The organism is Psychrobacter sp. ANT206 (genome assembly GCF_056880555.1).
In genome coordinates this window covers 864,060-876,104 of the sequence record NZ_CP096271.1, presented here as the reverse complement: position 1 = coordinate 876,104, position 12,045 = coordinate 864,060, and the positions used below count along the sequence as shown (strand labels likewise).

Sequence of the window (12,045 nt, the reverse complement as noted above, 5' to 3'; positions counted from 1 at the left end):
ATTTTCATCTATTTTTTAACGTACAACCTCAGTCATATCTTACGACTCCGCTTATAAAATCCCTGTCAGCCATGTCATTCTTATGGTATAAAGTATGTCTGATGCTATATATAGCTCAACATTAATAAGATGAGTACAAGGTTATGATTACGGTTGAAGGGCTTGTAGCTGAGATACAGCAGCGCGTAGAGAATTATAATAATAACGACTATCCGCTTAATAAAAGAGCCGTCACTAACTACGATTTATTAGACATCTGTCATCACATACTGGCTGAAGATATCGTCTCGCCTTTTTCGGTACCAAGACAGAACCTATCCGCGATGGATGGTTATACGATTGCTAAAGGAACTAAGCTTGCAAAAAATACTACCATTACCATCATCGGTGAATCGCAAGCTGGTAGCCCTTATAATGGTGATATCCAGTCAGGTCAAGGAGTACGCATTTTTACTGGTGCGGTCGTACCTGATGGATGTGATACCGTTATCATTCAAGAAAACACCAATTTTGCCGCGATAAAAGGCAGCATTGATAAATCAAAGCCATACTCAATCATCCTTAGCCAAACGGCTCAGTCTGATGACCATATTCGCAAACAAGGCGAAGAAATTGCAGTGGGAGAAGCTGTTTTATTTAAAGGTAAGCGGCTGAATCCTGCTGATATCAGCTTGCTGGCTAACTTAGGCTTTGATAAAGTCAACGTCTATCAGCCTTTAATCGTTGGTGTATTCGCGACAGGCGATGAGCTAGTGGCGATTGGCAATGAGCTTAAAAGTTTGGCGCAAATCTATAATTCTAATACCCCCACTCTTAAAAGCCTGCTTTCTGATTTACCAATAGCTCTTCAAGATTATGGGATTATCCCTGATGATTTAGACAAAACGACGGCTGCTGTCACTCAAGCCATGCAAGAGTGTGACGTACTGATCTCTACCGCTGGTGTATCCGTTGGTGATTATGATTTTTTGACCACCGTCATTGAGCAATTGGGCAAAATTAATCACTACAAAGTCGCGATGAAACCTGGTAAGCCGTTTGTCTTTGGTGAGCTGACGCAAAACCTTGCCAAGCCTGTCTTATATTTTGGTTTGCCTGGTAATCCACTATCGACGGTCGTTGGTACGCTACAGTTTGTGATTCCTGCTTTGTGGCAAATGGCAGGCGCGTCTCATTCAGAGCGACCTATGCAATTAACAGTCATGGCAACACTTAAAAACGATGTTAAAAAATCAGCGGGTCGTAAGGACTTCCAAAGAGGCGTTTTAACCCAAGATGAAGCAGGCAGTTTTTATGTTGAAAGCTTTACCAAACAACAATCACACCGTATCAAGCAGCTGAGCCATGCCAACTGCTTTATCGTATTGGCACAAGATTCTGGCAATGTAGCCGCTGGCGAAAGCGTACAAGTGCAACCTTTCCCTTGGATATAGTGAATGTCGCTTAAAAATGATACAGTGAATAAACCTCTATACTATAGACCGTGTGAAACTTAACATTTATTATCTAACTGCTACTCTGGTGTTAGTCACTAATTGAATGACGGTTGATCGTTATTTGTAGTTAATCGGTCATATTTATACCTGAATAGCCTATTTCACTCACAACCTGAGGCAACGCTTAAAAGTACACACTATATTTTATATTAATGGTAATCATCTATGAACCATCTTGCCCCCACCGTAGGAAATGCTCAACTGTATTCGCCTACTGCTGCATCTAGTTTTTTTGATGATCATTTACCATCGAAATTGGCAGTTTTGTCTACTGATTCTGCAGTTAACCTAGCTCAACCATTAACAGATGGCTTTGCACGACGTCTGACCTATTTGCGTTTATCGATTACTGATTTCTGTAATTTTCGCTGTGAGTATTGCTTGCCCAATGGCTATCAAGGCAAACCTCCCCAAGATGAGCTTAGTGTCGCTGAAATTGCTACGTTAATCCGCGGTTTTGCTCAAGTTGGCACCAAAAAAGTCAGGATTACGGGCGGTGAGCCTTCTATACGCCGTGATGTGGTAGACATTATTAAAACAATCAAGAACACTGAAGGCATTGAAACCGTTGCCATGACCAGTAATGGGTATAAGCTTGGTAAGCACTTGGCTAGTTGGCAGGCAGCCGGACTAAATCAGCTTAATATCAGTATGGACAGCTTTGATGCCGCTACTTTCCACAAGATGACTGGCTTTGATATGTTGCCTCAACTCTTGGCTGATATGGATACCTTGCTGGCAACCACCGATATTAAGCTTAAAATAAACAGCATTCTGATGGCTGAAACTGCCTTTGAAAACTTAATGAATGCCATTGATTATGTCAAAGATAGAGCAGTCACTTATCGCTTTATTGAATTTATGCAGACCAGTGACAACAGCGATTTGTTCTTTGCTCAGCATGCGCAAACCGACATCATTACCAACTATCTGATAGAAGACGGCTGGCAAACTCATGAACGCGGCAGTAACGACGGTCCAGCAATTGAGTACAGTCATCCTGATTATAAAGGGCGTATCGGACTGATTGCCCCATATGCAGCCCATTTTTGTGACAGCTGTAATCGCCTACGGGTTAGTAGTCAAGGCAAGGTGCATCTGTGCCTATTTGATCAAGGCAATTACGACATTCGTGAGCATTTGCAGCAAGATGATGTTGCAGGACTGGTCAGTACTTTACATAGTTTTATGCCCATAAAACCTGAGCACCATCATCTTCATGACTCGAACAGTGGCATTATGAATAACTTGTCGATGATTGGTGGTTAATTTATTTATCAGCAATATTTTTCATAATAAGTATATTTATCAAGGAACATTCATGAGCAAGCTGCAAGCACCTTTTACCCCACTTAATCTCGCCATCTTAACGGTTTCTGATAGTCGTACGATGGCAGAAGACAGCTCAGGACAATATCTGGTCGATCAGTTAACCGCAGCAGGGCATCAGCTTGCTGATCGTCAACTGATTACCGACGATATCTATAAGATTAGAGCCGTTGTCAGCGGCTGGATTGCGGACCCAAATGTTCATGCAGTGATTACCACTGGCGGTACGGGATTTTATATTAGAGACAGCATTCCAGAGGCAGTTAGCGTCTTGTTTGACAAGTCAGTAGATGGTTTTGGCGAGATGTTCCGCTTAATATCAAAAGATGATATTGGCATGTCTACCATCCAATCTCGTGCTGTAGCTGGTATGGCAAATGGTACAGGTATTTTTTGCTTACCCGGCTCATCAGGTGCTTGCCGTACTGCTTGGGAAGGCATCTTACAAGAGCAGCTGGATAGCCGTACGCGCCCATGCAATTTTGTTCCGCACTTTATGCGTACCAACCCCGGTCACGATTAATCATGACAGATGCTGTAAATACCTTAAAAAGTGTAAATAGCTCAAGCGATATAGATCACTTGAATCGCTTAGCAGGTATCGTCATCTTAGCAGGCGGTGCATCCAAACGTATGGGTTCGCCTAAAGCTGAGTTGAGGCTACCAACCAATGAGCAATTGCTTGATTATCATGTCAGGCAAGCGCTTAAACTAAGCGCAGCCACTGCTTATAATGCGCCTATTATAATTGCAGATAATGGTCGTGGTTTTGGTATCAATCCAGATTTGATTTTGAATAACCCGCAAGTGCCCATCATTCATATCACTGATTACCTTTCGGTTGACGATTTTGCTAGTAATGACAATGAACAGATCGAAACCGGCGGCGCATTGGTCGCCATAGAGGCGGCATTACAATATTTGACCAGCTCAATGATTATGCAATCAACCAATGCGGCAAATTCGTACGCATCTTGGCTGATGGTTATTAGCTGTGATAGCTTGATTGCTGTAACCGATTTATGGAAAAAACTACAACCTTATATAACGCAAGCTGTAGATAAGTCGGTAATTTGTCTTACCGATGAGCATCATTTATCTCCATTGTTAGGTATTTATCGCTTAAGTATTGAGCCGGATTTGAAGCATTATATTGACAATGGGCAGCGCCAAGTAATGAAATTTATTCAGCCAATTGTGCAGCCTGTAACGTTTTCAGAGGATTGGCAATGTCTTACCAATTTCAATACGCCTAAAGATTTTGAGCGTGCCTGTATTGCCTTACGTAACATATAATAAGATTTACTGAGAGAAACTAGCCATTTAAGAGAAATGATAAATGAATATCAGCAGTCAAAAAACCATTCAAACTGCCTTGTCGCATTTAGATAGCAACGGTGATATTACCATGGTCGATGTGAGTGGCAAAATAGCGACGACAAGAGAAGCACGTGCGCAGGGGCAAGTGATCTTCCCTGCGATAATTTATGAGCAAATCAAAGCTGCTGATGGTATGACCAAAAAAGGCAGTATCACGCAGACCGCTCATATCGCAGGTATCATGGCTGCAAAACGTACCCATGACCTGATTCCACTTTGTCACCCCCTACCATTAGATAAGATTGGTTTAAATTTTGAATACGACGATAGTCAAAACAGCATTACTGTCACTGCTACTGTCAAAGTTACGCATAAAACCGGCGTAGAAATGGAAGCACTGACAGCCGTCAGCGTCGCTTGCCTAACTATCTATGATATGACCAAAGCCATCTCTCACGACATCATCATCAATAACGTCCATCTGATGAATAAGACGGGCGGCAAATCTGACTATCAACATGCGTAAATACGCCATAGCGATATGATAGATATAAAGCTTGGCAATTAATAAATAATGGAGACTTCTATGAGCGATTTAATAGAAAGCAGTGACGATATAAATACGACGATGAATATCACCGTTTTATACTTTGCCAGCTTAGCCGATGAAGCCAATTGTCATGAAGAAAAAGTAAACGTACCACAGTCTACGTCATTGACCGAGTTATACGACCAACTGCGCCAAAAGCATCGTTTTAGCCGTCCACAGTCAGAGCTGCGTGTGGCAGTAAACGATTACTTTGCCAAGTGGACAGATGAGATTAGTCATGGCGATAGCGTGGTTTTCATTACTCCAGTAGCAGGCGGTTAATAGTATTTAGACGCTTATGTGTATCGCTAAAAATTTTAAGAATAATAAATAGAGACAATATATGGCAGACCAAGTACATGGGCAGTCGATGAGCATTAAGCGTAGCATCGATGAGGCTTATCTCATCGCTGAACGCGATGGCTTTGCGCTACTAGATTCAGACATTGATGAAAATCGACTAAAGAAAACCCTTGATGATGACAGCTGCGGCGCTTTCGTATGTTTTGAAGGTCGTGTACGTAATCACAATAATGCCAGTAGCGTCAACCGCTTGACCTACTATGGCTACGAAGAACTTGCACTTAATCAAGGGCGTGCCATTATCGAAGAAGCCAAAAAGCGCTTTGAAATTACTCACGCTATCGCCATTCATCGTATCGGGGCTTTAGAGATTGGTGATGTAGCGGTTTGGGTTGGGGTGGTTTCTGCCCATCGTTATCCTGCTTTTGATGCCTGCCGCTGGATATTAGATACGATAAAAGCGGACATTCCCGTTTGGAAGCAAGAATACTACCAAGATGACTCTTCAAAATGGCTAAGCAATAATGGGTAAGAATATAACAGTGTCATCACTGAGCTTAGCCTTGATTCTAACGGCTTGTACTAAAGAAAAAGGTACTGACTTGCCAGCTGAAATCAACAATATCACTGAGCCAAGTCAAATACTCCGTATCGCTGCAGCTGCCAATTTATCGGACGTATTGCCTGAAATTATTGAGGGCTACAAAACTGATAAGGGCTTACCTAACCAAGAAATAGAAGTCACTTTTGCCTCATCAGGTAAACTTTATTCTCAAATTATCTCAGGTGCACCATATGATATCTTTTTAGCAGCCAACCAAGACTTCCCCGCGCAGCTGCTAAATGAGGTTTTTAAAGGTGATGCAAATCATACGCCTTTTACTTATACCCAAGGGCAACTGTCCATTTATAGTGCCACCAAAGCTGTTGGTGTATTCGATCAAAACACATTGACAGAGCTACTTAATAACAATGATAAAAGCAAAATCACCATTGCCAATCCTGAGCTTGCGCCTTATGGTGCATCTGCAAAATCCTATCTACAAACGCAAAATCTATATGACGCGCTAATAGCACAAAAACGTCTTATCCAAGCGGAAAATATCGGTCAAGCGTTCCAATATGCCCATACTGGTAGTGTCGACTATGGCTTTGTTGCGCACTCACAAGTCATAGCAATGAAAGCAACACCTGAGCATTTTTACCTCTTACCATCAACATCTTATCCTGCTATCTTACAAGACGGCATACTCATTACTAATGAAGCAAATGCAACAGATTTCACGGATTATCTACGTTCTCCTACAGGACAAGCTTACTTCTCTAGAGCTGGTTATTTAGCAGTTCGGTAATCTACTTATAGCCGCTATGAATAAGGCTTTAAATATCATTATAAATGTGTTTTCTTATCATGATATTTGAAAAAAAGAATACGATAAACGGTACTTTATAATTGATGCTCGATATAACATGGTACAAGTGCGCTATTAGATAAAAGGTAAATAAACAGTAACGTTATGATGTCTAATGCTCTTATCTCAGATATGCTGCTTCCTGTGTGGGTGAGCATCAAGCTTGCTGGTGTCACTACCTTATGCTTGCTGGTGTTCGCAACCCCATTAGCCTATTGGCTGGCAAAGCCCAGCCGCAGCCGTATCGCTGGGCGCATCAAAATTATGCTCATGGGCGTGATTGCGATGCCGCTGGTCTTACCGCCTACAGTGATTGGTTTCTATTTATTATTACTGTTAAGCCCCAATTTTGGTATCGGTAAGTGGCTGTTGCAATACAATATCAGCGCTTTTGTATTTACCTTTGAAGGACTGGTCATTGGCTCTATTATTTACTCGTTGCCTTTTTTTGTTCAGCCTGTCTACGCGCAATTTTTACGCATTCCAACCAGTGTCATGGAAGTTGCAAGCTTACTGGAACCTAGCCGTTTCAGACGCTTCATACGGGTAGCATTACCGCAAGCTCGAATCGGTATCATCCTTGGCAGCTTAATCAGCTTTGCGCATACCATTGGCGAGTTTGGCGTGGTATTGATGATCGGTGGCAGTATTTCGGGGGAAACCAAAGTGGTCTCCATTGCTATCTATGAGCAAGTAGAAGCATTGAATTACGAGGCAGCACACATGATGTCTGCTATTCTTATCATAATGGGTATGGTCATGGTGGCGCTGATTGCAAGTGTCAGTCGACTCTATCAGCGCCCATAAGCGCATGAGTCAAATTTAAAATTTATGCGGTTTTTTAGCACCTTTATTTTCTTCTTAAGCCTATCTGAATTTCGATTTTTTTGCATACACAACAAAGAACCCTCATCCAACCGATAAAGTTAGCATGAGGGCGTTATTGATCATATTTAAAAATTTATAATTGTTTAAAAATGGAACTTCACTAAAGCGCTCGCGGCATTCTGCGTTTTGTCACTACCAAATTTATTCTTCCAGTAGCTATATTCCATACCGACTTCTAAGCGGTTATCAATACCCAACACTTCTTGTAAGTTGTATTTTAATTGCGGATTGATATGGATATTATCTTTCACAGAATCATCTTCGCTGTTAAATGCATAGTCAACATAACCATCTATGACAAAGTTATTTTTCTCCCAGCCGTAGGTTAAGGTAATCTGTTGATCATCAGCATTGTCCTTATCATTAAACGCATGATATAGCGATGCCGATGCATATTTCATACCCGGAATAGGTACATTTAAATCCGCGCCAACACCTACCAAATAGTTGTCTTGACTAAAACCATTACTGTTTGAGCCAAACTCGTACTGCCCCGCTAAATTGACTTGTTTGATAAAGCTGTTATCAAACTTTGCCAGCTTAAGTTTGGGCGCAAGCTCACCATAGGTTTCCTTAAACTCTTTACCTACTGCATTTTCTTTACCTTGATGGCGATCGACAAAGAAAAATACACCACCCCATGTATGGGTCGAGGCATGCTCTAAAGTAACGGTGGTTAAGGTTTCTTGAGGCACTAGCTCATAATCAGTACCGTAAAGCGCTGAGATACTGGTATCAGTGAAGAGCACTTTTGCTTGGGCGCTGCTCATAGCGCCTAAAGCAGCAATGGCAATAAGCGCATAGGTTAGCTTATTAGTGATTAATGATAGGCTTATAGATGAATGATCACGCACAGTAGTATTCCTTTATTTACAGTGTTGGTGCCTAGCAACATTGCCATCATGGTTATCATGGCTATAAACGGGGTTTAACTTCCTGTTAAAACGCACCCGTGCTGCTAGAGGGAAAAAGGCTATTAGCTTTCAGTAAAAATAAAACGTCATCAAAACAAGCATCAATGCTGCTGAAACTACAAAGATTTTCTTAATAACTTATTTCAGTAATCTCGATTTTGGCAGCAATTATTAACACTTTGAAACAGTTAAGCATGTTTTATAAGGGCTGACAACTGTATTTTAGCGCCAAATATCAGTAAAAAATGTACTCTAAGTTATTGATATCATCTAAGTTTATGATTTTATTAAAATAACTGACTAAATGGTCAGGAATATTAATTTTGTAAAGGAGGAAGAAATATTGTTACTCTGGTCAATAATCTGCTGCTGAAATACTTGGAGAATTTTTAAACAGAAAAAAACCTCAATTACGTAAATAATCGAGGCGAAATTTGCTTAAACAATAACATCTAAATACAGTCTTAATTATTTGGCTAAGTGGGACGAGAAGCTCGAATTTTCTTATTTGATACTTCTTTATCTAGCCATCATCAACTCAACACTGATTTGAAAGTAAGAGTCATCTTTTATAGTAATACTGACCTTGCCATTATGGGCATTGGCGATAGCTTGCACGATAGATAAGCCTAAGCCTGTTCCCGAATGCATCGTATTCGTTTTATCATGACGGTAAAAGCGCTCAAACAGTTTATCAGCCTCTACTTGAGTCAATGGTTGATCTAAGCGATTGGTGATCACTACCTTGAAAGATGCAGGATTTAATATAGATGACCTCATATCTTGCTTATCACTCGTGACAGTATGAGGCACAGTGGGGATCTCAATACTAGAGGCTTCAATAATGATCACACTGTCACTAGCAGCATAATAAATGGCATTTGACATGAGATTAGCGAACAGTCTTTGTAATAAGCTTTCATCTCCTAGCACAGCTTGGAAGTTGCCCGTCTTTTCAAAGGAGATATTCCGATCTTCTGCGATTAGCTCATAGTAATCAATAAGCTTAGTGAACATTGACTCGGTATCAACCCGATTGAGCTGTGAGTCAGACAGCCCTTTTTGTGTCTTTGCTAGCAGCAGCATATTATTAATCAGCATAGATAACTGCTCAAGGGTGTCATGCTGATGGTGCAGCTGCTCAACATATTCATGGCTCGCTCTAGGCTTACTTAACATCACTTGGGTTTGAGTGCCAAGCGTCGCCAGCGGAGTACGTAGCTCATGGGCAATATTATCTGAAAAGCGTGATAACGATTCAAAATTACTTTCCAGCTTTTCCATCATTAAGTTATAAGACTCAGCCAATGGTCGTAGCTCTAAGGGCATATTACTGACCACCACCCTTTCATGTAACTGCTCAGGATTAATACCCTTCATCTTTTGGACGATAGTAGCGAGTGGCGCAAATCCCCAATAGACACTTAATGCGGCAATTGACACCAGTAGTAGTGTGATCGCGATCAGTATCAAGCTCAGCTGGCGATTAAAATGTATGAGATACTGATGATGAACATCGATAGGCAGCGCAATAAGCGCCAAAGCCTCGTGGTTTGCAATGACCATCGCTCGATAATGTCTACTATTAATTTTGATCATAAACTGCTGATCGCGATAGTCCTGCCGTAGTTTTAATAAGCTAAAGTCGGTCGGTAAATCATGGATGAAATTACTGGGATCGCTGGATAATAATTTGCCGTTTTTATCTGATATTAGCGTTTTTAAATCATAATCTAGCCAAGAAGAATGTAGGTGATTGTCATCAATGAGTGATTGGGACTTTGAAGCTGTTAATGGCTCTACTTCTTCGCCCAAGGCAACCATACGTTTGCGCAAATTAAACGCGGCATGAGTAATGATCTCTGAGTCCATTTGCTCAAAGTGCTCGTTAACAGAGCGCTGAACCCATATATAAATAATGACTTGAGAGATGACAACAAATATGGTCAGTAAAAAAACAGTGCGCCATAACAGCGGCCAACGTCGATTCTTAAATTTATATCTCATTTTATTTTGGATCATCTTTGTCATCGTCGCCCATGCCTACAGCCATCGGCTCTAACCTGTAGCCCATACCGCGTACTGTGTGAATCAGCTTGGTGTCAAAACCATCGTCGATTTTGATTCGTAGACGTCTGATAGCTACGTCAATGACATTGGTATCGCTGTCAAAATTTATATCCCATACTTGCGAGGCAATCACAGTACGTGGCAGTACTTCACCTTGACGTTCTAGGAAAAACTGTAATAAAGCAAACTCTTTGGCAGTCAGTTTGATAAGGGTGTCGCCTCTATATACAGTGCGTTTGGCAATATCCATTTTCAGATCAGCGGTATGGATGACCGTGCTTTTATAGTCCGATTGGTTGGCACGTCGCAGCAAACTTTTTATTCTAACAATCAGCTCAGCAAAAGCAAAAGGCTTGGTCAGATAATCATCGCCACCAATTTCAATACCTTTGATTCGATCACTTAAATCATCTTTAGCGGTTAGAAATAAAACAGGCGTATGCTTTCCAGCGGCACGGTAGCGCTGTATCAGCTCAAAGCCACTGACGTCAGGTAGCATCACATCCATCAGCACCACACTAAATTCTTCAGTCATTAGCGCATGATAGCCATCTAGACCAGTCATATAATGATCCACGAGGAAGCCGGCCTCAGTTAAGCCTTTCTTAATATATTCTCCGAGTTTTTGCTCATCTTCTACTAACAGTACTTTCATCGTCGCCCACCTTCATATCATTATATTTGTCAACAGCGTATCACTAACGTTGTTAGATTATCATCTATATATTTATCAAAAGTTCTTGTTATAACGACGCTCTATGGATAAAAGCGGATAATGACATTTGGTTCTAATGACAAGCAGATGACAGTATTGTTTTGTTTCTAACAAAAACGTCATGTCCGTGTCATCTAGCTGTCAGCCTCTATTTAGTATTCTAAATCAACGCCACATAGAAGCTTGTCTCTGATATAGACCGCTTCTATGAGTTAGGCGATTATCTTACTTAAATGATTTATTATTTGAATTCAAAGGGTTTTAAATGAAAAAATATAGTACATTAAAAAAAGCAGCTTTACTTTCAGTATCAATGTTAGTTGGTATGTCAGCGGCCAATGCTCATACCACGAACTTAGATGCTTCTATTCTTAGTAGTTGTGATGCGGTTACTAGTTTTGCAAAGAACGCAGATCATAACGATGCACAAATTTCTAGCGCGCAAATGAAAGGTTATGTCGATGCGAGAGTCGCGTGTCAGGTTCAGCATCAGGATCAACACTTGCAATCTGAAAAATATTTTGTGAAAAATTATAATAGCGAGAAGTAATACTAAAAGATTACTTGGGATATTGAAATCCCAATATGTGAAGATGACAATATTGTAATCTTAATGTCATGTGCCAGTCAGAATGAATAATGTATCATTGAGGCTGGTCTAACTGCTTTACCCTCAATAGCTCTTAATCCAATCAATAGGAATTAATTATGTCGCAATTTAAAGCACTGACTAAATCAATCGCCATTACTGCCATCGCTCTTGTTGTATCAACCTCAGCTCTAGCGCATGACCCTAAAATGCATGCTGAAAAAGATCAAATGAACTGTGAAAAAATGCAAAAGCATATGCAAATGATGGGAAAAATGGATCATAGCAAGATGGACATGAATGACCCTGCTATGAAAGCCATGATGGCCAATATGAGCAAAATGAAGCAAATGTACCAAAAACATTGTGTGACTACTGACAGTAAATCTTAAAAATTTCAGCTCTGTTAACTCACAGCTC

At 40.8% G+C, this 12,045-nt stretch carries 14 protein-coding genes; 11 read left to right on the top strand and 3 right to left on the bottom strand.

Going from position 1 to position 12,045, the window contains the following annotated elements; all coding sequences use genetic code 11:
• Positions 1 to 143: 143 nt before the first annotated feature.
• From M0221_RS03775 to modB, 9 genes are all read left to right on the top strand, one after another.
• A complete protein-coding gene (locus M0221_RS03775; RefSeq protein WP_483284399.1) occupies positions 144 to 1,433 on the top strand; it encodes a molybdopterin molybdotransferase MoeA in 1,290 nt (429 codons plus the stop codon).
• A 228-nt stretch (positions 1,434 to 1,661) separates the two neighbouring features.
• Positions 1,662 to 2,765, top strand: a complete 1,104-nt coding sequence (moaA, locus tag M0221_RS03770; protein ID WP_011513062.1) for a GTP 3',8-cyclase MoaA — start codon at positions 1,662 to 1,664, stop codon at positions 2,763 to 2,765.
• A 52-nt stretch (positions 2,766 to 2,817) separates the two neighbouring features.
• Positions 2,818 to 3,348: a molybdenum cofactor biosynthesis protein B gene (gene moaB, locus M0221_RS03765; RefSeq protein WP_020443017.1), complete on the top strand. Its 531-nt coding sequence runs from the start codon at positions 2,818 to 2,820 to the stop codon at positions 3,346 to 3,348.
• Between the two features lie 2 nt (positions 3,349 to 3,350).
• A complete protein-coding gene (gene mobA / locus M0221_RS03760; protein WP_483284398.1) occupies positions 3,351 to 4,121 on the top strand; it encodes a molybdenum cofactor guanylyltransferase in 771 nt (256 codons plus the stop codon).
• 43 nt (positions 4,122 to 4,164) lie between these two features.
• Positions 4,165 to 4,671 (top strand): cyclic pyranopterin monophosphate synthase MoaC, encoded by a 507-nt coding sequence (gene moaC, locus M0221_RS03755; RefSeq protein ID WP_483284397.1) that lies wholly within the window; start codon positions 4,165 to 4,167, stop codon positions 4,669 to 4,671.
• Between the two features lie 60 nt (positions 4,672 to 4,731).
• Positions 4,732 to 5,016 carry a MoaD/ThiS family protein gene (locus tag M0221_RS03750; RefSeq protein ID WP_483284396.1) on the top strand — a complete coding sequence of 95 codons (285 nt, stop codon included), beginning with the start codon at positions 4,732 to 4,734 and terminating at the stop codon, positions 5,014 to 5,016.
• Between the two features lie 61 nt (positions 5,017 to 5,077).
• Positions 5,078 to 5,569 (top strand): molybdenum cofactor biosynthesis protein MoaE, encoded by a 492-nt coding sequence (locus tag M0221_RS03745; protein WP_011513057.1) that lies wholly within the window; start codon positions 5,078 to 5,080, stop codon positions 5,567 to 5,569.
• A complete protein-coding gene (gene modA / locus M0221_RS03740; RefSeq protein ID WP_483284395.1) occupies positions 5,562 to 6,389 on the top strand; it encodes a molybdate ABC transporter substrate-binding protein in 828 nt (275 codons plus the stop codon). Before M0221_RS03745 ends, modA begins: the two co-directional genes overlap by 8 nt.
• Positions 6,390 to 6,554: 165 nt before the next feature.
• Positions 6,555 to 7,256, top strand: coding sequence for a molybdate ABC transporter permease subunit (gene modB, locus M0221_RS03735; protein WP_483284394.1), 702 nt, complete (start codon positions 6,555 to 6,557; stop codon positions 7,254 to 7,256).
• Between the two features lie 164 nt (positions 7,257 to 7,420).
• On the opposite strand, the gene M0221_RS03730 is transcribed toward modB, so the two are convergent.
• The 3 genes from M0221_RS03730 to M0221_RS03720 all read right to left on the bottom strand — a co-directional run bounded on the left by M0221_RS03730 (position 7,421) and on the right by M0221_RS03720 (position 10,976).
• The gene (locus tag M0221_RS03730) at positions 7,421 to 8,191 is read right to left on the bottom strand and encodes a DUF5020 family protein (RefSeq protein WP_149410015.1); all 771 of its coding nucleotides are present in this window, start codon (positions 8,189 to 8,191) and stop codon (positions 7,421 to 7,423) included.
• A gap of 579 nt (positions 8,192 to 8,770) precedes the next feature.
• The gene (locus tag M0221_RS03725; RefSeq protein ID WP_483284393.1) at positions 8,771 to 10,258 is read right to left on the bottom strand and encodes an ATP-binding protein; all 1,488 of its coding nucleotides are present in this window, start codon (positions 10,256 to 10,258) and stop codon (positions 8,771 to 8,773) included.
• Position 10,259: 1 nt separating this feature from the next.
• The gene (locus M0221_RS03720; RefSeq protein WP_483284392.1) at positions 10,260 to 10,976 is read right to left on the bottom strand and encodes a heavy metal response regulator transcription factor; all 717 of its coding nucleotides are present in this window, start codon (positions 10,974 to 10,976) and stop codon (positions 10,260 to 10,262) included.
• A 325-nt stretch (positions 10,977 to 11,301) separates the two neighbouring features.
• Between M0221_RS03720 and M0221_RS03715 the strand changes: the two genes are divergently transcribed.
• Positions 11,302 to 11,586, top strand: a complete 285-nt coding sequence (locus tag M0221_RS03715) for a hypothetical protein (RefSeq protein WP_149410012.1) — start codon at positions 11,302 to 11,304, stop codon at positions 11,584 to 11,586.
• 158 nt (positions 11,587 to 11,744) lie between these two features.
• Positions 11,745 to 12,017: a hypothetical protein gene (locus tag M0221_RS03710; RefSeq protein ID WP_020443008.1), complete on the top strand. Its 273-nt coding sequence runs from the start codon at positions 11,745 to 11,747 to the stop codon at positions 12,015 to 12,017.
• Positions 12,018 to 12,045 lie beyond the last annotated feature (28 nt).

Excerpts from the sequence above, each read along its gene's own strand:
- M0221_RS03775 (WP_483284399.1), top strand. The coding sequence starts at position 144 with ATGATTACGGTTGAAGGGCTTGTAGCTGAGATACAGCAGCGCGTAGAG.
- mobA (WP_483284398.1), top strand. The coding sequence starts at position 3,351 with ATGACAGATGCTGTAAATACCTTAAAAAGTGTAAATAGCTCAAGCGAT.
- M0221_RS03750 (WP_483284396.1), top strand. The coding sequence starts at position 4,732 with ATGAGCGATTTAATAGAAAGCAGTGACGATATAAATACGACGATGAAT.
- M0221_RS03715 (WP_149410012.1), top strand. The coding sequence starts at position 11,302 with ATGAAAAAATATAGTACATTAAAAAAAGCAGCTTTACTTTCAGTATCA.
- M0221_RS03720 (WP_483284392.1), bottom strand. The coding sequence starts at position 10,976 with ATGAAAGTACTGTTAGTAGAAGATGAGCAAAAACTCGGAGAATATATT.
- M0221_RS03710 (WP_020443008.1), top strand. The coding sequence starts at position 11,745 with ATGTCGCAATTTAAAGCACTGACTAAATCAATCGCCATTACTGCCATC.
- modB (WP_483284394.1), top strand. The coding sequence starts at position 6,555 with ATGATGTCTAATGCTCTTATCTCAGATATGCTGCTTCCTGTGTGGGTG.
- moaB (WP_020443017.1), top strand. The coding sequence starts at position 2,818 with ATGAGCAAGCTGCAAGCACCTTTTACCCCACTTAATCTCGCCATCTTA.
- moaC (WP_483284397.1), top strand. The coding sequence starts at position 4,165 with ATGAATATCAGCAGTCAAAAAACCATTCAAACTGCCTTGTCGCATTTA.
- M0221_RS03745 (WP_011513057.1), top strand. The coding sequence starts at position 5,078 with ATGGCAGACCAAGTACATGGGCAGTCGATGAGCATTAAGCGTAGCATC.
- modA (WP_483284395.1), top strand. The coding sequence starts at position 5,562 with ATGGGTAAGAATATAACAGTGTCATCACTGAGCTTAGCCTTGATTCTA.
- M0221_RS03725 (WP_483284393.1), bottom strand. The coding sequence starts at position 10,258 with ATGAGATATAAATTTAAGAATCGACGTTGGCCGCTGTTATGGCGCACT.
- moaA (WP_011513062.1), top strand. The coding sequence starts at position 1,662 with ATGAACCATCTTGCCCCCACCGTAGGAAATGCTCAACTGTATTCGCCT.